Consider the following 18,854-nt stretch of genomic DNA (forward strand, 5'->3'; position numbering starts at 1 on the left):
GCCTCCTTGTCTTGTTTTGTTGCATCAGCATCAGGAAACGCGGCCGTATTTTTCGATCCGCTCATCAATTGCTGTTTTCAGTTCAGGATAAGCTGTAAACGCCCAGTGATTGATTTCATTCATCTCGCCCAGTGTCGTTGCCACTTTTGATTGCAGATCATCATAGTTTGCTTCAGAACAATGTGCGCGGGCTGTGTCTAATAAGCTTATTAGTTCGCGTGATGCCCGATAGGCGGCAATGACCGCAAACTCTGCAATCTGCTTGTCCATGTTAATATCCTAAAAATTCAGCTCAACCCACTGCCGCTGTTCGGGGCGCTAAAACCACTAAAGCCGTAGTGGCCAAGCCAGCGCGTATCGGCGGCGAACATGTCGCGCAGATCGGGCACGCCGTATTTCAGCATGGCCAGACGATCGACGCCCATGCCCCAGGCGAAGCCCTGATATTCATCGGGATCAATGCCGCAGGCGCGCAGCACGTTCGGATGGACCATGCCGCAGCCGAGCACTTCGAGCCACGAGTTGCCGGAGCCGACTTTAAGTTCACCCTTTTCCCACGAGCAGCGCACATCGAGTTCGGCCGAGGGTTCGGTGAACGGGAAGTGGTGCGGGCGGAACTGGGTGGTGACGTCGTTGGTCTCGAAGAAGCGCGAGATAAAGGTTTCCAGCACCCATTTCAGATGGCCCATATGCGCCGTTTTGTCGATCACCAGACCTTCGATCTGGTGGAACATCGGCGTGTGGGTTTGATCTGAGTCGCAGCGGAAGACGCGGCCGGGCACGATCAGACGGAACGGCGGCTTACCGGATATCATAGAGCGGATCTGCACCGGCGAGGTATGGGTGCGCAGCAGCTTGCGAACCCCATTCTCGTCGGGGTTGAAGAAGAAGGTGTCGTGCATTTCGCGCGCCGGATGCTTCTCGGGGAAGTTCAGGGCGGTGAAGTTGTGGAAGTCGTCCTCGATATCCGGCCCTTCGGCGACCTCGAAGCCCATGTCGGCGAAGATGGCGATCATCTCGTCCATGACCTGAAGCGTTGGGTGAACGCCGCCTTTCGGGCGCGGTGCGGAGGGCAGGGAGAGGTCGATATGTTCCCTGGCCAGACGCTCGGCCAGATGAGCGGCTTCAAGCGTCGCCTTGCGGTCATCAAGCGCCGACTGAATGACATCGCGCACGGCGTTGATGGCGGCGCCGGTGGTTTTGCGCTCTTCCGGTGGCAGGGCGCCCAGGGTCTTGAGCAGGCCAGAAATGCGGCCGGTCTTGCCCAGCGCCGATACGCGCACGGCGTCGAGCGCGGCCAGATCGGTGGCGGCGGTGATTTCAGCGGCGATTTCGCTCTGGAGTTCGGCGTAAACGGTCATTTTGCGTGTCTTTGAGTGGAGAAGCTTTGGCGAGTGTTTAGGCGATGTTGCGAGGCGCGGAAAGCGGAAATTTGGACAATAAAAAAGCCCCGCGACCGGTGAAGGTGCGGGGCTTTTTCGTCAACTTGAAAAGCCTTAGGCAGCCAAGGCTGCGCGCACCTTAGCGGCGATGGCGCTAAAGCCCGGCATGTCGTGCATGGCGATGTCGGACAGAACCTTGCGGTCCATGTCGATGCCAGCAACGTTCAGGCCGTGGATGAACTGCGAGTAGGTGTAGCCTTCGATGCGGGCAGCCGCATTGATGCGTTGAATCCACAGGGCGCGGAACGAACGCTTCTTGTTGCGACGGTCGCGGTAGGCGTATTGACCCGAACGGTCAACGGCCGCCTTGGCGGTGCGGATGGTGTTCTTGCGGCGGCCGTAGAAGCCCTTGGCAAGTTTCAGAACTTTTTTGTGACGGGCGTGGGAAGTTACGCCTCTTTTAACACGAGCCATATGTGTCTGTTCCTCTTAGGCGTAAGGCATGTAGGATTTGATCTTCACGATGTCCGGCTTGGACATCACTTCGGTACCCCGGTTTTGACGGATGTACTTGGCGTTGTGAGAGATCAAACGGTGACGCTTACCGGCAACGCCGGCCTTTACCTTGCCTGAGGCAGTGATGCGGAAACGCTTTTTAGCGCCCGACTTGGTCTTCAACTTGGGCATTTCATGTACGGCTTGGTTAAAGCCGCCCTCTATAGGAAATTAAGACCCGCCTAGGCATGCCTTTAGCCTGTCGGGTCAATAAGAACGGCGGGTGTTACAGGAAAAGGGTTGGAAGCGCAAGGGCTAAATCGGTACAAGGGTTTGCTCAATCCAGGAGATATATCATGCCCTTGGTCAAGTTGCCGCGATTCCCAGTCCATGGCGCCTGCCAATGTGGACACATTCGCTATCGTCTGTATGCCGCGCCGGTGGTCTTTTATCTATGTCACTGCACGCATTGTCAAAAGCAGTCCTCTTCGGCGTTCGGTGAATCCGTAAAGGTGCGTGCCAGCGATGTCGAAGTTTTTGGGGAACCGGCTGTTTTCATGGTGACCGCAGACAGTGGTAAAACCAAGCGCTGCGAATTTTGTCCGGAATGCGGAACACGATTGTTTCATGGGCGGTTCGTAGGTGCCGAGACCTTCAATATCAAAGGCGGTACGCTGGACGACGCCTCATGGCTCCGACCCGCCGGACATATCTGGACAGCCTCGAAACAAGCGTTTTTCGTTATCAGTCCGGATGAACTGGCTTATCCTGCTGATCCGGATTATGCGAAGCTAAGTGAAAGATGGCGTGAGATGATCGGGACATAGAGTTATTTCTGCTGCGCCGCGATGACCTTCTGGATGGCCTCGGCGCAAGGCTTGGTGACCTGAAACTTCGCCGTCGCCATCTGCGCCTGATTGAAGCGGATGAAGCCCAGGCCGTTTTGCGGCATCCAGCCATAGAAGGACGAGATGCGCGCGATCAGGTCGTTCGGCGTCGGCTGCGATATATCGGCGCCGGCGTCATAGGGGCGGAAAACCGCGCCGGTGGCCTTGTTCATCCAGATCACGTCCCACAGGTCGGTCTGGTAGATATGGAGCAGAATGCGGTTGAAGCCGTTGGTCTTCCACGTCACGTCGCCGCTGCACACCGTATAGGTCAGGTTGTCGCTGGCCTGATGGAATTCCCAGCCGGGCGTCAGACTATAGCGCGATTTCAGGCGCTCGAAGCGCTGGCGATGGCGGGCGTCCTGATTGGGCGATTGCAGCGCGATCAGATAGCAAGGCGCATCCTCGCCCAGCGTGGCCGTGGCGATGGTATTGAAGCGCTTGAGCAGGCTGTGCAGTTCGTCACGGTTGTGCGCCGTTTTGCGGCCATCCGGCAGCAGGTGAAAGCGCGTGACATTCCAGCCTTCGGCGTCGCGCAGCAGATGCCCGACCGGGGTGGTGCGCGGGTGAAAGCTTTGCCAGTCCGACTGAAATCTATCCATGGGCGTGACGCTTCTGTTGTTTGCCGACCTGCAAGGCCAGGAGAGCGGCGGGCAGGGTGAGGCCGGCTCCCATCCACAAGGCCGCATCGGGGCCGAGCCAACTAAACAGGTAGCCGGCCAGCATCGGGCCGGTGATGCGGGCGATGGCGCCGGTCGACATGTTGAGGCCGAGCATGGCGCCTTGCTTGTCGGGGGAGGTCGACATGGCAATAATGGCGCAGATCGATGAGAAGATGACTGCCTGACCGAGCGTGCCCAGCATGACAATGGGCGTGATCAGCCAGTTGATGTGGTTGATGCCTTGCAGCGCGAAGCTGAGGCCGAAGACGAACAGCCCGCCGGCCAGCACCTTGCTTTCGCCATAGCGGCGGGTGAGGGGGCGCATGAAGACCATCTGCATCAGAGCGGCGGCGAGACCGATGAACAGGAAGATAGCGCCGATCTCTTTTGGACCCCAGTGGAAGCGCGATTCCGCCCACAGGCCGAAGGTGGATTCCAGACCCGCGAAGGCCGCCATATAACAGAGCGTGGCGAGGATCAGGCGCACCATTACCGGATTGCGCCAGGCTTCCTGAGCGGTTTTCAGGATGTTGGGCTGGGCGGCTTCGACCTTGCTGCGGCGCTGACGGCTTTCGCTGATGAACAGCATAACGCCCAGACACGCGATACCCGAAAGCACGGCCGCACCGATCAGCGGCAGGCGAAATTCGTTGCCACCACCACCTTCATGGCTCAGCATCCCGCCGATAAACGGGCCGATGACGAAGCCTAGCGAGAAGGCGCCGCCGATCAGGCTCATGCGGCCGGAGCGCTTTTCCGGCGGGGAAACATCCGAGACATAGCCCTGAATGGTCGAGATATTACCGGAGCTCAGGCCGCCGAAAAAGCGGATCAGGATGGCGATCCAGATATTGGGCGAAAAGGCCAGCAGCATATAGAAGAGCACGCTCAGCGCCGTGGTGACGATCAGGATCGGCTTGCGGCCGATGCGATCGCTCAGGCGGCCGCAATAAGGTTCGGCGAAGAACTGACCGAGCGAATAGGTGGTGAACATCAGGGTCACCTGCCAGGCCTGGGCGTGCAGGCTTTGCGCGAAGAACGGCATCAGCGGCACGACGATGCCGAAGCCAACCAGGTTGACGAACACCACGGCGAACATGGCCGCCAGAGGGCCGTTTTCGTTCATGAAATGGCGGATTTTACGTAACAGCTTGCCGCGAAAAAAGGTGCGCTCGTTACGCGGATCGTCGGCCTCGGGCGGGATTACCGGTTCCGCTTCGGACAGCAGGGCTTCGTCCGTGGACGCAACAGAGGTATCGGCTTTTGACATGCGCGGTTTTATAACTGATTTGCGACCGATTGCGACAGTTTCTTTATCGCAAGTGCGTAATGGCCCTGAGGGGTTGACTCGGCAAGAATGTTCTTGTTATGTTCTTTGCATGGCGCAGAATGCAGACACGACAGAACTCGACGAACGCTGGCGCGACGGTGCGGAACTGCGCTGGCTCTACCTCGATATGAACTCTTATTTCGCCAGTTGCGCCCAGCAGGACGAACCGGCGATACGCGGGAGGCCGGTAATCGTGGTGCCGGTGATGTCGGATTACACCTGCGCCATTGCCGCCAGCTATCAGGCCAAGGCGCTCGGCGTCAAAACCGGCACCCAGGTCAAGGAGGCGAGGGAGAAGATTCCGGGGCTAATTGTCCGTGAGGCCCGACCGGATCGTTATGTCGACCTGCACAACAAGATCCTGGAGCAGATCGACCACGTCATTCCGGTCGAAAAGGTGTGTTCGATCGATGAGGTCGTGTGCCGGCTGATGGGGCCGCAGTGTCTGGAAGCGCCGGCACGCGCGCTCGGCCATCGCATCCAGCGGCGCATATTGGAGAATGTCGGCGAGTGCCTGACCTCTTCCATCGGCATCGCGCCGTCGCGCCTGCTGGCCAAGACGGCGGCCGATATGAAAAAGCCGCTGGGCTTGACCGTGCTGCGGCAGGATCAACTGCCCGGCGCGCTTCTTGGTCTCGATATTGATGAGTTCGCCGGTATCGGACGCTCGATGAAGTTGCGGCTGAACAAGGTGGGCGTCGAGACGGTGCGGGAGTTGTGGGATATGAGCCCGTCACGGATGCGCCAGGTGTGGCGCGGCATCATGGGGGAAAACTTCTGGTATGCCCTCCATGGCACCGATCCACCCGAGATCGAAACCCAGCGCGCCAGCATCACCCACGGTCATGTTCTGGCGCAGGAACTGCGTCCGGTGGAGCACGCGCGCGGCGTTGCACGGCGGTTGACGGCCAAGTGCGGTTCGCGGCTGCGGCGCATGGGCTATAAGTGCGGCGGTTTGCATATCTACCTGCGCGGCGCGGATGGCGAAAAGCTGGAGGCGGCGACGCGCTTTTCCGTCACCTCGGACAGTTTCCGTATGCTGCAGGCCTGCGATGAGTTGTGGGCGCAATGCGCGCGTAAACTTAAAGGCCCGCGGGTGAAGCAGATCGTTGTCACCTGTCTCCATCTCCTTGAAGCGGGCATGAAGCCGGACCTTTTTGGCTGGAGACCGGAAGGCGAGGAAGATGGCCGCCATATGAACCTGCTGTCGGCGCTCGATGGTATAAATCAGAGGTTTGGCAAGGATAAGGTGACCATCGGCCCGCCCACAAAGATGCACGGCTTTGTCGGGGCCAAGATCGCTTTCAACCGCATCCCGGAACAACCGGAATTTTGGGAGTAGGAAGCGAAACTGCCAACCGCCGTAACGATCCTGACAAACTCATAGTGACAACAAGAAACGGAGGGACGCCAGACCTATCTCATGGCATATCGCCGATCGATCTCAGGAGTTACGCCATGCCCTTGTCCAGTCTGTTGAAATTGTTCGGGCTTGCCGCCATCTGGGGCGGGTCGTTCCTGTTCATGCGTATCGCGGCGCCGGTTCTGGGGCCGGTGCTGCTGATCGAACTGCGTGTCGCGCTGGCGGCGGTCTTCCTGCTCGGGCTGGCGCTGCTGTGGAAGAAGAAGCTGGATATCAAGGCCGACTGGAAGCACTTCGTCATTCTGGGCCTGTTCAATACGGCCGTACCGTTTCTGCTGTTCGCCTGGGCGGCCAAGAGCCTGCCGGCGTCTCTGATGTCGGTTCTGAACGCCACCACGCCGATCTGGGGCGCGCTCTTCGGGGCCATCTGGATGCGCAACCGGCTATCGGTGAAAACGATCATCGGTCTGGCGCTTGGTGTGTCCGGCGTGGCGGTTCTGGTCGGTCTTGATGGCGCGCACCTGTCGCCGCTGGCTTTACTCGGCGTTGGGGCAGGTCTGATCGCCGCCGCCTGTTACGCCATCGCCGCGCTCTATTCCAAGGTAGCCAAGAGCGTCGATGCCTTCTCGAACGCGCACGGCAGCATGTGGGCTGCCACGCTTATGGTGCTGCCCGCCGCGCCGTTTTTTCCCGCCGCCGCCATGCCGGATGTGTGGGTGATGATCTGTGTGGCCATGCTCGGCATCGTCTGCAGTGGCATCGCCTATATTCTTTATTTCAAGCTGATCGACGAGGTGGGGGCGGCCTCGGCCACGACGGTCACCTTCCTGGTGCCGATCTTCGGCACCCTTTGGGGCCGTCTGGTGCTGCATGAGCATGTCGGCCTGGTCAGCCTTGTCGGCGGTGCGCTGATCATTGCGGGCGTGGCCCTGATCACCGGCTTTTCGCCATCGGCCTTGATGAAGCGCCGCGCGGTTACGGCAGAATGATCACGAAGGTTTTCAGCACCGGCGCGATCACCTGCCACTGCCCCTGATAGCCGGCACGGAAGATGATGTGGTCACCGGCTGTCAAGGTGACCGGCGCCTTGCCGTTTTCCGTGACGACCGCATGACCTTCGAGGATCGTGCAATATTCCCACTCGTCGTAGCTGACCCGCCAAGTGCCGGGTGTGGCGGCCCAATAACCGGCATAGGTTTTCTCGTCCGGCGTTGTTTCCAGCAGCCATGTGGTGAAAACCGGGTCGCCGTCGATCACCCGTTCCGGCACGGGGCGCTCCTGTTCGGGGGTGACCAGTGAACGGTCGAAGTGAAGAAAACGGGACATGACGAGCTTTCGGGGCGTTGAATAACAAAAAAGCCCCGCGCGGGCGGGGCTTCTTATGAGGCTGGCGACCTATTTGGGCGCCAAAATCATGATCATCTGCTTGCCTTCCATCCTCGGTTCGTATTCGACCTTGGTGGTGGGCTCGAAATCGGCTTTCACCTTGTTGAGCAGTTTCATGCCCAGTTCGGGGTGCGCCATTTCGCGGCCGCGGAAGCGGAGCGTCACCTTGACCTTGTCGCCTTCTTCAAAGAAGCGCGTCATGGCCTTGGCCTTCACCTCGTAATCGTGGATATCGATATTGGGGCGAAGCTTGATTTCCTTGATTTCAACGACCTTCTGCTTCTTGCGCGCCTCGGCCTTTTTCTTTTGCTCCTGGAAACGGTACTTGCCGTAATCGAGGATCTTGCAAACAGGCGGGTCAGCGGTAGGAGAGACTTCGACGAGGTCCAATCCAGCTTCTTCAGCGGCTTCCAGGGCGGACGAAGTCGGCATGATGCCTTGTTTTTCGCCGGCGGCGTCGATTAACAGGACGCGAGGGACTTTGATGTCCTGATTGATGCGGGGGCCGTCTTTGGGAGGCGGGGTTTGGATTGGGCGACGAATAGGTCGTTCTCCTTGAGTTTGTTAAAAGTGCGCGGATTATGCCGAAAGGGGCGTTAACTAGCAATCCCCAATAGGGCAGATCGGTTAAAATTTCAGGAATTTACAAAGCTATGGCGCTTTTAACCGCGAATTTGCCGTGCGCCTGAGATAAGCAGCGCGCGATAAACATCAAGGGTGCGTTCGCACATCAGCGGCAAACCGAACAAGGCCTTCACATGTTCGCGCCCGCGCTGGCCCATGGCGAAGCGCGCTTTCTCCGGCATATCGATGGCTTCTTTCAGCGCATCTGCCCATTTTTGCGCATCGCCCGCTGTCACCAGCCAGCCGGTATCGCCGGGCAGAACGGTCTCGACCGTAGCGCCATGGGCGGCGGCTAAAGGCGGGCGCTGCATGGCCTGCGGCTCCACCGCCGTGCGGCCGAACGCTTCCGGATCGAGCGAGGGCGCCAGCGCGAAATGGCAGGCGCTGTAGGCTGAGGGCATGTCGGCGCAGTGTCCTACCAGCCGGACATGGTCGCCCAGACCGTAAGTCTCGATGCTGGCTTGCAGGCCTTGAGTGTAATCGCAGCGGCCCTGATCGTCACCGGCCAGCAGGATCACGAAATTATCCGTCCCTTGCGTTTTCAGCAGATGCGCGGCCTCGATGATGAAGGCTTGCCCTTTCCAGCGCGTCAGGCGCGCCGCCAGCAGAAAGCGGATGCGCTGATCTTTTTCCGGCAGCCCCCAGGCCTCTTCCAGCTCCATGATCTTGCGCACATCGAAGGCTTCGGGATCGAAACGCTTGAGATCGACCCCGCGCGGGATGCTGATGATGCGCTCTGACGGCACGTCAGGATAGGTTTGCAGGATATGGGCGCGTGTAAAGTCGGAATTGGCGATGGTCATGTCGGCGCGCGTCATCTGGCTGTTGTACCAGCGCTTGAGGGCCGATTTCGCATTATAGATGCCGTGGTAGGTGGCCACGCTGCGGATGCCCTCGGCTCTGGCGGCGCCGATCGCGGCCATGGCGGGGGCGCGCGAACGGACATGGACGATATTGACGTGCTCGGTGCGGATGATCTTGCGTAAGGCCTGATAGTTTTGCCATTGCACCAGCGGACTTTTGCTGTGGACCGGCAGGTGGATGACCTGAGCGCCGCCGCGTTCCAGCCGTTTTTCCAGCCGTCCGCCCCTAGTCGCCACGATCGAGCGCCCGCCGGCTGAGATGATCGCTTCGCTGACATCCACCACGGTCTGCTCGACGCCGCCGGTATCGAGTTCGGGGACGACCTGCAAAACGCACGCGGTGAAGGGGGAAGGCGACATGTTGACTTGTACGAAGGGTTTAGGAAAGGTAGCATGGTGCAATGACCATGGAAGCTGTGCCAAATCAAGAGCCTGCGTCTTCTCTCGAGGTGCCCGGTGGCGACCGCATCGCGTATCGTCATGTGCGCGGCGATGGCCCGACCGTGCTGTGGCTGGGTGGTTTCCTGTCGGATATGACCGGCGCAAAAATCACCCGCCTGACCCGCGAAGCGCAAACGCGCGGCTGGGATTTCCTCTGTTTCGACTATTTCGCTCATGGCGAGACCGGCGGCGCTTTCGATGAGGCGCGTGTCGGCAGGTGGTTTGATAATGTGCTGGCGGTGGTCGATCATTTGACGCAGGGCCCTCTTGTGGGCGTGGGTTCGTCCATGGGCGGGCACATGTTGTCGCTGCTGAGTAAGGCGCGTCCGCTGCGCCTCAAGGCGGCCGGTTTTCTGGCGCCGGCGGCCGACTTCGTCACCGCACTGATGCTGCCGGGCCTCTTACCCGAAGACCGCCGCCAACTGGAGGTGTCGGGCGTCTGGATGATGCCGGGCTATGACCGTCCGGTGCCGTTGTCGCAGGCGTTTTTTGATGAGGCGACGCAGCATGAGGTGCTGGGTGGGCCGATACTGTTCGACGGCCCGGTGCGTATCCTGCACGGAATGAAGGATACTGTGGTGCCATGGCGGCACGGCGTGCGGCTGCTGGAAGCCTTCACCACGCCGGATGCCCATATGCACCTGATCAAGGACGGCGATCACCGCCTGTCACGGTCGGAGGACCTCGACCTGCTGGTGAATATGGTGGCAGAGTTACTTGTGACATGACAACTCTGTCCACCGCTGAGGCAGGCAGACGTGTCCTGCTGGTCTTTGCTACCGCCGCCTTTCTGGCGGTTGCGGCGGGCGCCTGGGGCATGTCGCAATCCGATCTCCCTCCGTCTTTGTGGCTGCGCAATCTGCTGGCCTGGTTTATCGCTGGAATGACGGGCTTAGGGATGGTGCGCTGGGGCAGATTTTCCCTCTGGGGCAAGCCAGCTTCGCTTGTCATCATCCCCATATCTCTTGTTTTGCTCATGGCGTGTTTTGCCAGTGCGGGCCAGGCCGGCGTCCATCGCTGGCTTGGCATAGGGCCGATCCAGTTTAACGCTGCCGCCTTGATCCTGCCTGTGGTGATCGCCACAACCCGCAGGGATAGCCATCTTATCGCATTCATCGGTTTGGCCTTATTGTCCATCCTGTTGGCTATCCAGCCGGATGCATCGCAACTGGGGGCTTTTGGTGTGGCCTTTGTTGTTCTGTGTGTATCGAAATTTGGCGTGAAGGGATGGGCGGCCGCTCTATGGTGTCTGGCGGCGGCGATCATCTGTTTATCACGGGCCGATCCCTTGCAGGCTGTCGGCCATGTCGAAGGCATCGCGTCCATGGTTTGGGCGCACCAGCCGGCGATAGCCGTCCTTATGGTGGCTGCCATCGTCATGGCGGCGCTAAGCCCCTTGGCGCTATGGCCCGTCAGGGAGGCGCGGACCTCTGCCGTGGCGCTCAGCCTCTATGGGCTGGTGTCGCTGCTCGCCTGCTTGTCGGGCAAATTCCCGGTCCCCTTGGCGGGATACGGGTTAAGCTATGTCATCGGCTGGTGGTGGGGTGTCGCTGCGCTTGTCGCGTCGGCGAAGCGGACAGACGGGGCTGCGCCGTCGGGTTGCTAAAGACTACTGTGTTGTGTCACGTTGCAGAGACCGATAGATATCCGCAAGGCCCTCGCGGTAGGTCGGGTAACGCAATTGCCAGCCGAGTTCCGCCTTGGCACGCGCATTGGAGACGCGCTTATTGTCCTGATAAAACCGCTTCATGTTCGGACTAAGGCCGGGATCATCGAAGGTGATTGAAGGTGGCAACGGCAGGCCGCAAAGCTCTGCCGCCCAGGCCAGAACCGTATCGCCCGGCGCGGGCTCATCATCGCAGAGATTATAGACGCCACCGGCACGCGGACGCGCCAGGCTGGCCAGCAGGGCCGAAGCGCAATCATCATGATGGAGGCGGGAAAAGACGTGGTCGGGCTTGTGGATACGTCGTGCCGTGCCGTCCATCAGACGCTCGATCACGTTGCGGCCGGGGCCGTAAAGTCCCGGCAGACGAAAGATCTGCGCGCCGACGCTTAGCCACTGGCTTTCGGCCAGTGCGCGCCGGCGACCCTCGGCCGATGTGGGGGTAAGCGCTGAATCCTCGAACACCCAGCCGCCGCCGCGATCGCCATAGACGCCGGTGGTGGAAAGATAGCCGATCCATTTTTGCTGACCGGCTGAAGGTTTGAGCGCGGCAAAGGCCGGGCAACCGTCATCGCCGGGCGCAGGCGTGATCAGGACGGCGTCAGCCCCGGCAAAAGCCCGCTGCAGGTGTTCTGCATCGGTGGGATCGACGGGGATAACGCCCAAAGCGCCAAGATCTTCGCGTTTTTCAGCCGCGCGCGCGGTGGCGGAGATAGCATAACCGGCATGGCGGGCGGATCTGGCGAAGGCGTCGCCGATAAAACCGTAGCCAAAGATCAGGGCCTTGGGTTTCAAGGGGCGGCGGAGGCGGAGGCTTCGGCCGCCGCGGCGCTGGCATCGTCGGCTTCCGCCTGACGTCTGGCCTCATCTTCCGCCTTTTTCTTCTGGCGCGCGTCGCGTTCCTTTACCATGCGGAAATAGTCGGGTTTTTCAATAGCGTGGCCAAAGGGCGCCGGCGAGCGTGCGCCTTGACCCTGTGGCCAGACAAAGCTCAGGCCAATCAGCAGGAGGGCGATCAGGGCCGCGGCGGGATAGAAGATTTTGGCGTTCATGACGGCTTTTATAGGCAATTCGGCGCAGAGGCGCCAGCCCCTTTTCCAGTTCCTTTTATTCTCGAAGTCGCCCCCTTGTGTGATGCAAAGGTCACACCATATCGGTGCTATCAGGCCGTTGCCTTGTGAGGGGCGGCCGGACATTCAATCCGCCGAAATGGGGAACCCTACACCATGAATATCGAAAAATATTCCGAAAAGACTCAAAAGCTTATCCAAAGCGCCCAAGGTATCGCGCAGGCGCGCAATCATCAGTATTTCAGCCCGATCCATGTGCTCAAGGCGCTGACCGAGGACAAGGAGTTGCTTTCCAGCCAACTGATCTCGCTGGCTGGCGGCCGCGCCGATGCTTTCGCCGCCTCCGTCGATCTGGCGCTTGGCAAGCTGCCCGCCGTCACCGGTGGCGCGCAGCTCTATATGGCCAACGAAACCAACAAGCTTTTCAACGACGCCGAGAACGATGCCAACAAGGCGGGCGACAGCTTTGTCACCGCCGACCGCCTGCTGATCGCCGCCGTCGATAACAAGGAAGGCGCCGAAGCGCTGAAAGCCGCCGGCATTTCGCTCGGCAAGCTGAAGGACGCACAAGCCGCCTTCCGCAAAGGCAAGCCCGCCGATAGCGCCTCGGCTGAAAATGGCTTTGACGCGCTCAAGAAGTATGCACGCGACCTAACCCAGGCTGCGCTCGATGGCAAGATCGATCCGGTCATTGGCCGTGACGAAGAAATTCGCCGTACCATTCAGGTTCTGGCGCGCCGCACCAAGAACAATCCCGTCCTGATCGGTGAACCCGGCGTCGGCAAGACCGCCATCGTCGAAGGCCTGGCGCAGCGCATCATCAATGGCGATGTGCCGGAAAGCCTGAAAGACAAGAAGCTCTATTCGCTCGACATGGGCTCACTGATCGCCGGTGCGAAATATCGCGGCGAGTTCGAGGAACGCCTCAAAGGCGTGCTCAACGAGGTGACGCAGGCCGAAGGCCAGATCGTGCTGTTCATCGATGAGATGCACACGCTCGTCGGTGCCGGCAAGGGCGATGGCGCCATGGATGCGTCTAACCTGCTCAAGCCGGCGCTGGCGCGTGGCGAACTGCACTGCGTCGGTGCCACCACGCTCGATGAATACCGCAAGCACGTTGAAAAGGACCCGGCTCTGGCGCGGCGTTTCCAGCCGGTGTTCGTGACCGAACCGACCGTGGAGGACACCATCTCGATCCTGCGCGGCCTGAAGGAAAAGTATGAGGTCCACCACGGCGTCCGTATTTCGGACAGCGCCATCGTGTCGGCCGCCACGCTTTCCAACCGCTACATCGCCGACCGCTTCCTGCCGGATAAAGCCATTGATCTGATCGATGAGGCCGCGTCACGCGTGCGCATGGCGGTCGATTCCAAGCCGGAAGAACTCGATGAACTCGATCGCCGCATTGTGCAGTTGAAGATCGAGCGCGAAGCCCTGCAAAAGGAAACCGATGCCGGATCGAAAACGCGCCTGGAAAAGCTTTCCGAAGAACTGGAAGATCTGGAAGAAAAGTCGCTTAGCCTGACCACGCGCTGGAAGGCAGAAAAAGACAAGGTCGGCTCGGCCGCCCGGTCCCGTGAGGCGCTTGAGCGTGCCCGTATCGACCTGGCCAATGCTCAGCGCGCCGGCGATCTGCAAAAGGCGTCCGAGATTATGTACGGCATCATTCCGGCGCTCGAAAAGGCGCTGGAACGCGCTGAAAACGCGCCGCAGGGCGAGCAATCGCCGCTGACCCCGGAAGTGGTCAATTCGGCGCAGATCGCGCAGGTCGTGTCGCGCTGGACCGGTATTCCCGTCGACAAGATGCTGGAAGGCGAGCGCGACAAGCTGTTGCGCATGGAAGACGTGCTGCGCGGCCGTGTGGTGGGTCAGGATGAAGCCCTGACTGCCGTGGCCGATGCCGTGCGCCGTGCGCGGGCGGGTTTGAAAGATCCTAACCGCCCGATCGGTTCGTTCCTGTTCCTGGGGCCTACGGGCGTTGGCAAGACCGAGCTGAACAAGGCCCTGGCGGAGTTCCTGTTCGATGACGAGACGGCGATTACGCGCCTCGACATGTCGGAATATATGGAGAAGCACTCCGTTTCGCGCATGATCGGCGCGCCTCCGGGCTATGTCGGTTATGACGAAGGCGGGGCTCTGACTGAAGCTGTGCGGCGCCGGCCCTATCAGGTCGTGCTGTTCGATGAGGTCGAGAAGGCGCATCCAGACGTGTTCAACATCCTGTTGCAGGTGCTGGATGACGGCCGCCTGACCGATGGGCAGGGGCGTGTGGTCGATTTCCGCAACACCCTGATCGTCATGACGTCGAATCTCGGCTCGGATATCCTGGTCAATATCGATGATGCCACGCCGGTCGAGACCGTGCGCCCGCTGGTGATGGAGGTGGTGCGCCGGCATTTCCGGCCGGAATTCCTCAACCGTATCGACGAGACGATCCTGTTCCATCGCCTCGACAAGGTGCACATGCACGACATCGTCCGCATCCAGCTCAAGGGGCTGGAAAAGCTGATGAAAGACCGCGACATGACGCTCAGCATCGATGACGCGGCGCTGACCTATCTGGCCGACAAGGGCTATGATCCGGCCTATGGCGCACGGCCCCTGAAGCGGGTGATCCAGAAGCTGCTGGTTGACGGCATCGCTCGCCAGATTCTTAGCGGCACGGTCACGGATGGCGACGTCATCCATGTCGGCTTCGATGGCGAGGAACTGGCGATCGGCAAGCCAACCGTGAACTAGGGGCAAGCCCCTAGGACCATAACTCGACAATGCTAAGTAACGCCTCTTCGAACATGGAGAGGCGTTTTCTTTTGTCCGGAGTGTGCTAGCCTGTGTGCAGGGGGCTTTATGAAATATAGATTGACCAAGCGTATATTGCCTTTCATCGTCGTTTTATAAGCGATGGTGTCTATGTGGCGCTGGTTATCTTTTGCACCGGTGTTACAGGACGGTGACCTGATCTTCCAGACTTCCCGCAGCCGTCAATCGACAGCCATCGGCGTGGCCAGTCTTAGCCTCTATACGCATATGGGGATTATCAAACGGACAGGCGACGGCACATTTGTTATTGAAGCCGTAGGCCCCGTCAAAGAAACGCCGCTAAAAAGCTGGATTAAGCGAGGGCGGTTCGGCCGCTACGCTGTTTATCGATTGCCCAAACTGCAAAGGTCTCAGACAGACAAAGTCTTTTCAGCCTCCCGCGGGCTCTACGGCAGGCCCTATGATCCCTATTTTTCGTTTGATAATTCCGCCATCTATTGTAGCGAACTCGCCGAGTACGCCTTTAGTGCCGCTAAGATTAAGCTAGGCAAAAGACAACGAGTTCGATGAGTTGATCATGCTGACGGGGCCGGCAAAAAAATTGTTGAAGAGGCGCGCCTTATCCGATCCGCAATGCCGGACGAAGGGATTGCTGGGGGCGGATTGTGTTGATCTGATCATGAAGCGTCAGTTGGTTACTCCGATCAGTATTGCTCAGGACCCAAAAGTGCAGCAGGTCTATTCGAACTATCCATTTTAATATGGCAGATTGGCATGGCGTCGAGCCTCGGCCTGAAGGCTGTACCATGGGGCCGAAGCCTGCTCGTGCTGGGAGCACTCGGCCTAACGGTCTTAAGGCATCGCTCGACACGCATCGCAGTACGGCAGGACAAACTATGTGTGAGGGGGGAGATCCGATGGCAGTCCCTAGCGGAGTCGAACCGCTCTTTTCAGGATGAAAACCTGACGTCCTAACCGATAGACGAAGGGACCGTAATCGGGAGAGGAGCCTTTGACCGATTATTTCGCTTCGGTCAAGGCTCCTCGTGGAATTTCCACAGCTTAGTCTCTCAAAAGCTCGTTGATACCGGTTTTGGAGCGCGTCTGGGCATCGACGCGCTTGACGATGACGGCGCAATAGAGGTGCGGCGCGTTAGGGGCCGCATTGGCGGAGGGCATAGAGCCCGCCACGACCACCGAATAGGGCGGCACTTCGCCGTAGAAGACCTCGCCGGTGGCGCGGTCGACGATGCGGGTGGACTTGCCGATATAGACGCCCATGCCGAGCACCGAGCCCTCACGGATGATGCAGCCTTCGACTACTTCCGAGCGCGCGCCGATGAAGCAGTTGTCCTCGATAATGGTGGGGCTGGCCTGCAGGGGTTCCAGCACGCCGCCGATGCCGACGCCGCCTGAGAGGTGCACGTTCTTGCCGATTTGCGCACAGGAACCGACCGTGGCCCAGGCATCGACCATGGTGCCTTCATCGACATAGGCGCCGATATTGACGAAGGACGGCATCAGCACGACGTTCTTGCCGATAAAGGCGCCGGCGCGGACGATGGCGCCCGGCACCGAGCGGAAGCCGGCTTCGGTATATTCCTTCTCGCCCCACTTGGCGAACTTGTTCGGCACCTTGTCCCAGAAAGGACCGATCGGTGCCTGCTCGAACAGGCCGCGGCCGGTATGCATCAGTTCGTTGCCATTGAGGCGGAAGGACAGCAGGACGGCTTTTTTCAGCCAGTCGTGTGTGATCCACTGGCCGTCCTTCTTTTCGGCGACGCGAAAACGACCGCTGTCGATCAGCTCGATGGCGCCCATGACGGCTTCACGGTAGGGGCCGTGATAGGCAGGATTGAGCGTGTCGCGAACCTCCCAGGCGGCTTCGATATCATCTTTGAAGGCGGCGAGATCGGACATGGGTTTGCTCATCTGGAAGGGAGAAAGATGGGCTAGGCCTTAAGGCGCGAAGGCTTTCCGATCAAGCGTTAATTCTGGCGCGGGATCACATAGGCGGTCTGTAACAGGTGATTGTCGCTCATGAAGACGCGGATGCTTTCATAGGTAACGGTTTCGATGCGGCCCGGCTGGTCATCCAGGCGCAGACGCGGGTTGATCATGGGGCCGAAGGTGCGCGCGAAGATATTAGCGCGGATCACGGTGGGTTTGAAATGGGCGCCAAGATCGGCCTTGATCTGCGTGTAGTCGCTGGTCTCCCAAGCTGCCGAAGCGATGACATCGAGCAGGAATTCGGTGCAGTTCTGGTGCTCTGAGGAAAACGGATTGGACACCAGCGAATAGCTGGGCACATGCAGGCGCTCATAGGTCGGCGAGGCGATCAGGGCCAGCAGACGGCGCTGCATCTCCGGCGACGGGATAATGACGCCGACATCATCGACCTGATTGGCGCTGATGAAATCGAGCGGGAAATCCTGCGCCAGATAGGACTGGTCAAGCGGGGCTGAAACGCCGTCACCCTGATAGAGGTTGTACGAGCTGTAGCCCTTATAGATCTTGCCATCCGGTCCCTTGATATCGCCATAGACCCAGAAGGCGCCATGGGTATAGGGCACATTGTCGGGCAACTGATCGCGCGGTTTGCCGGCGCGGAAGACGAGCGCTACACGGGCCTGACGGCTGGCCAAGTCGCGCTCGATCTGTTTGGCGAAGCTGGCGGCTTCCACCGGCGTATAGTGCGCCTTGGGTGCCCGGCCGCTTTGGCCGGAATCCGCCACGGGCTTGGGGACATCGGTCGCTTGCGGTGCCGCCATCACCGGCGTCGCCATCAGGCAGGCCGCCAGGCTCACGAATGCAAGGTGGCGCATCACTGCCCCGTATTATCGCGCCGGCGACCGGTATCGTACGGCACCTGCGGCGCGGGCTGGGCCACCACGGTTTCCGGTGAAATCTCCAGCGGGCCATTGGCTTCGTCCCACACAGCGCCTGCGGAATCGCGCACCACCCTGCCGGAACCTTCGATGACGGCGCCGGCGGCCACGAAGGGCAGGGCGACCGCGCCGGCCACGACCTTGACGCCGGCTTCGGACAGGCGTGCGGTGGATACAAGCGACTCAGCCGAAGCCTGCGAGGCGTTGGCGAGGCTGTCCTGCGCATGAACGCCGTTGGCGGCAGCGGCTGTCAGCAGGGACGCGGTAAGGAAAAGGGCCTTGGGCATGTGTCTCTCCATTTTTGAACCATGTTCAATATGAACATCGTTCAAAAATGGGCCGTCGTCAAGTCTGTATCTGCTGCCTGTGGAAACTTTTAGGTAAGGGCGGAGAGGAAGGCTTTCAACGACGGGCTGCGGAAATCGACGTGGTTGTCGCTGTTGGTCAGGGCGGTGGGGCCGACAAGGATGGTCTTCATGCCCAGCGCCTGCGCCGGCTTGAGGTTTTTTGAGCTGTCTTCGAAGAAGGCGGCAGTTTCGGGGCGCACCGCATGGACCGCCATCATCTTCTCGAAGGTGGCCAGGGCGGGCTTGGGAATCCAGCTGGCGTGTTCGAGATGGAAAACGCCGTGGAACAGGTCCGCCATGTCCATATGGGCCAGCAGGCGGATGGCGTGGCGTTCATCGCCATTGGTGAAGACCAGCTTGCGGCCGGGCAGGTCGTGGATCAGGCGGTTCAGGTCTTCATCGGGCGCCAGCGTGTCGAGCGAGACGTCATGCACCTCGTTGAGGAAGCTATAGGGATCGATGTTGTGATAGGCGACGAGGCCGGCCAGGGTGGTGCCGTGTTCATGGAGATACTGGTCGCGCAGGCGGGCAGCTTCGATGGGCGGCAGACCGGTTTCGCGGATCATGTAGGCGGCCATCTTCTCTTCCACCTGCGACATGATGTTCGCCTCATGCGGATAGAGCGTCTGGTCGAGATCGAAGATCCAGGTATCGATGTGGGCGAGGGCGAGAATCATTGGGAGCCTTATG

23 protein-coding genes and 1 tRNA gene are annotated in these 18,854 nt (G+C 59.9%); 8 read left to right on the forward strand and 16 right to left on the reverse strand.

Annotation, left to right across the window (positions count from 1 at the left end):
* Nucleotides 1–30: 30 nt before the first annotated feature.
* The 4 genes from ABQ278_RS05470 to rpmI form a co-directional block, all read right to left on the reverse strand.
* The gene (locus tag ABQ278_RS05470) at nucleotides 31–270 is read right to left on the reverse strand and encodes a hypothetical protein (protein WP_349321573.1); all 240 of its coding nucleotides are present in this window, start codon (nucleotides 268–270) and stop codon (nucleotides 31–33) included.
* A gap of 17 nt (nucleotides 271–287) precedes the next feature.
* A complete protein-coding gene (gene pheS, locus ABQ278_RS05475; RefSeq protein ID WP_349321574.1) occupies nucleotides 288–1,361 on the reverse strand; it encodes a phenylalanine--tRNA ligase subunit alpha in 1,074 nt (357 codons plus the stop codon).
* A 135-nt stretch (nucleotides 1,362–1,496) separates the two neighbouring features.
* Nucleotides 1,497–1,856: a 50S ribosomal protein L20 gene (rplT, locus tag ABQ278_RS05480; RefSeq protein WP_018080811.1), complete on the reverse strand. Its 360-nt coding sequence runs from the start codon at nucleotides 1,854–1,856 to the stop codon at nucleotides 1,497–1,499.
* Nucleotides 1,857–1,871: 15 nt separating this feature from the next.
* Nucleotides 1,872–2,069 (reverse strand): 50S ribosomal protein L35, encoded by a 198-nt coding sequence (gene rpmI, locus ABQ278_RS05485; protein ID WP_018080810.1) that lies wholly within the window; start codon nucleotides 2,067–2,069, stop codon nucleotides 1,872–1,874.
* A gap of 164 nt (nucleotides 2,070–2,233) precedes the next feature.
* On the opposite strand from rpmI, the gene ABQ278_RS05490 reads away from it, so the two are divergent.
* Nucleotides 2,234–2,704 carry a GFA family protein gene (locus tag ABQ278_RS05490; protein ID WP_349321575.1) on the forward strand — a complete coding sequence of 157 codons (471 nt, stop codon included), beginning with the start codon at nucleotides 2,234–2,236 and terminating at the stop codon, nucleotides 2,702–2,704.
* A gap of 2 nt (nucleotides 2,705–2,706) precedes the next feature.
* Here ABQ278_RS05490 and ABQ278_RS05495 read toward each other — a convergent pair whose 3' ends face one another.
* The gene (locus ABQ278_RS05495) at nucleotides 2,707–3,366 is read right to left on the reverse strand and encodes a hypothetical protein (protein ID WP_349321576.1); all 660 of its coding nucleotides are present in this window, start codon (nucleotides 3,364–3,366) and stop codon (nucleotides 2,707–2,709) included.
* On the reverse strand, nucleotides 3,359–4,696 hold the full coding sequence (locus ABQ278_RS05500; protein ID WP_349321577.1) for an MFS transporter: 1,338 nt from the start codon (nucleotides 4,694–4,696) through the stop codon (nucleotides 3,359–3,361). Before ABQ278_RS05500 ends, ABQ278_RS05495 begins: the two co-directional genes overlap by 8 nt.
* Nucleotides 4,697–4,805: 109 nt before the next feature.
* Here ABQ278_RS05500 and ABQ278_RS05505 point away from each other — a divergent pair, with 109 nt between their 5' ends.
* Together ABQ278_RS05505 and ABQ278_RS05510 are read left to right on the forward strand one after the other, a co-directional pair.
* Complete coding sequence (locus ABQ278_RS05505; RefSeq protein WP_349321578.1) at nucleotides 4,806–6,098, forward strand: DNA-directed DNA polymerase; 1,293 nt, start codon at nucleotides 4,806–4,808, stop codon at nucleotides 6,096–6,098.
* Nucleotides 6,099–6,214: 116 nt separating this feature from the next.
* Nucleotides 6,215–7,108 (forward strand): DMT family transporter, encoded by an 894-nt coding sequence (locus ABQ278_RS05510; protein WP_349321579.1) that lies wholly within the window; start codon nucleotides 6,215–6,217, stop codon nucleotides 7,106–7,108.
* On the opposite strand, the gene ABQ278_RS05515 is transcribed toward ABQ278_RS05510, so the two are convergent.
* The 3 genes from ABQ278_RS05515 to ABQ278_RS05525 all read right to left on the reverse strand — a co-directional run bounded on the left by ABQ278_RS05515 (nucleotide 7,095) and on the right by ABQ278_RS05525 (nucleotide 9,352).
* Entirely contained in the window at nucleotides 7,095–7,445 is a 351-nt protein-coding gene (locus ABQ278_RS05515; RefSeq protein ID WP_349321580.1) for a cupin domain-containing protein, read from the reverse strand. The two genes, ABQ278_RS05510 and ABQ278_RS05515, sit on opposite strands and share 14 nt — an antisense overlap.
* Before the next feature lie 69 nt (nucleotides 7,446–7,514).
* On the reverse strand, nucleotides 7,515–8,036 hold the full coding sequence (gene infC / locus ABQ278_RS05520) for a translation initiation factor IF-3 (RefSeq protein ID WP_026172629.1): 522 nt from the start codon (nucleotides 8,034–8,036) through the stop codon (nucleotides 7,515–7,517).
* A 131-nt stretch (nucleotides 8,037–8,167) separates the two neighbouring features.
* On the reverse strand, nucleotides 8,168–9,352 hold the full coding sequence (locus tag ABQ278_RS05525; RefSeq protein WP_349321581.1) for a glycosyltransferase family 4 protein: 1,185 nt from the start codon (nucleotides 9,350–9,352) through the stop codon (nucleotides 8,168–8,170).
* Between the two features lie 41 nt (nucleotides 9,353–9,393).
* Between ABQ278_RS05525 and ABQ278_RS05530 the strand changes: the two genes are divergently transcribed.
* Both ABQ278_RS05530 and ABQ278_RS05535 read left to right on the forward strand, forming a co-directional pair.
* Nucleotides 9,394–10,161 carry an alpha/beta hydrolase gene (locus tag ABQ278_RS05530; protein WP_349321582.1) on the forward strand — a complete coding sequence of 256 codons (768 nt, stop codon included), beginning with the start codon at nucleotides 9,394–9,396 and terminating at the stop codon, nucleotides 10,159–10,161.
* Nucleotides 10,158–11,039, forward strand: a complete 882-nt coding sequence (locus ABQ278_RS05535) for a hypothetical protein (protein WP_349321583.1) — start codon at nucleotides 10,158–10,160, stop codon at nucleotides 11,037–11,039. The genes ABQ278_RS05530 and ABQ278_RS05535 overlap by 4 nt, the downstream gene beginning before the upstream one ends.
* A 3-nt stretch (nucleotides 11,040–11,042) precedes the next feature.
* On the opposite strand, the gene ABQ278_RS05540 is transcribed toward ABQ278_RS05535, so the two are convergent.
* Entirely contained in the window at nucleotides 11,043–11,894 is an 852-nt protein-coding gene (locus ABQ278_RS05540; protein ID WP_349321584.1) for an SDR family oxidoreductase, read from the reverse strand.
* Nucleotides 11,891–12,151, reverse strand: a complete 261-nt coding sequence (locus ABQ278_RS05545) for a hypothetical protein (protein WP_349321585.1) — start codon at nucleotides 12,149–12,151, stop codon at nucleotides 11,891–11,893. The genes ABQ278_RS05540 and ABQ278_RS05545 overlap by 4 nt, the downstream gene beginning before the upstream one ends.
* A 174-nt stretch (nucleotides 12,152–12,325) precedes the next feature.
* On the opposite strand from ABQ278_RS05545, the gene clpB reads away from it, so the two are divergent.
* The 3 genes from clpB to ABQ278_RS05560 all read left to right on the forward strand — a co-directional run bounded on the left by clpB (nucleotide 12,326) and on the right by ABQ278_RS05560 (nucleotide 15,689).
* On the forward strand, nucleotides 12,326–14,908 hold the full coding sequence (gene clpB, locus ABQ278_RS05550) for an ATP-dependent chaperone ClpB (protein ID WP_349321586.1): 2,583 nt from the start codon (nucleotides 12,326–12,328) through the stop codon (nucleotides 14,906–14,908).
* 171 nt (nucleotides 14,909–15,079) lie between these two features.
* The gene (locus tag ABQ278_RS05555; RefSeq protein ID WP_349321587.1) at nucleotides 15,080–15,499 is read left to right on the forward strand and encodes a YiiX/YebB-like N1pC/P60 family cysteine hydrolase; all 420 of its coding nucleotides are present in this window, start codon (nucleotides 15,080–15,082) and stop codon (nucleotides 15,497–15,499) included.
* 7 nt (nucleotides 15,500–15,506) lie between these two features.
* Nucleotides 15,507–15,689, forward strand: a complete 183-nt coding sequence (locus ABQ278_RS05560) for a hypothetical protein (protein WP_349321588.1) — start codon at nucleotides 15,507–15,509, stop codon at nucleotides 15,687–15,689.
* Between the two features lie 158 nt (nucleotides 15,690–15,847).
* Here the strand turns inward: ABQ278_RS05560 and ABQ278_RS05565 are convergent.
* From ABQ278_RS05565 to ABQ278_RS05585, 5 genes are all read right to left on the reverse strand, one after another.
* Nucleotides 15,848–15,922, reverse strand: a tRNA-Glu gene (locus ABQ278_RS05565).
* Between the two features lie 69 nt (nucleotides 15,923–15,991).
* Nucleotides 15,992–16,849: a 2,3,4,5-tetrahydropyridine-2,6-dicarboxylate N-succinyltransferase gene (gene dapD, locus ABQ278_RS05570; protein ID WP_018080793.1), complete on the reverse strand. Its 858-nt coding sequence runs from the start codon at nucleotides 16,847–16,849 to the stop codon at nucleotides 15,992–15,994.
* Nucleotides 16,850–16,917: 68 nt separating this feature from the next.
* Nucleotides 16,918–17,754 (reverse strand): DUF2145 domain-containing protein, encoded by an 837-nt coding sequence (locus tag ABQ278_RS05575; RefSeq protein ID WP_349321589.1) that lies wholly within the window; start codon nucleotides 17,752–17,754, stop codon nucleotides 16,918–16,920.
* On the reverse strand, nucleotides 17,754–18,104 hold the full coding sequence (locus ABQ278_RS05580; protein WP_349321590.1) for a hypothetical protein: 351 nt from the start codon (nucleotides 18,102–18,104) through the stop codon (nucleotides 17,754–17,756). Before ABQ278_RS05580 ends, ABQ278_RS05575 begins: the two co-directional genes overlap by 1 nt.
* Before the next feature lie 89 nt (nucleotides 18,105–18,193).
* A complete protein-coding gene (locus ABQ278_RS05585) occupies nucleotides 18,194–18,841 on the reverse strand; it encodes a pyrimidine 5'-nucleotidase (RefSeq protein ID WP_349321591.1) in 648 nt (215 codons plus the stop codon).
* Nucleotides 18,842–18,854: the final 13 nt, after the last annotated feature.

This window comes from Asticcacaulis sp. MM231 (genome assembly GCF_964186625.1).
Lineage (GTDB): Bacteria > Pseudomonadota > Alphaproteobacteria > Caulobacterales > Caulobacteraceae > Asticcacaulis.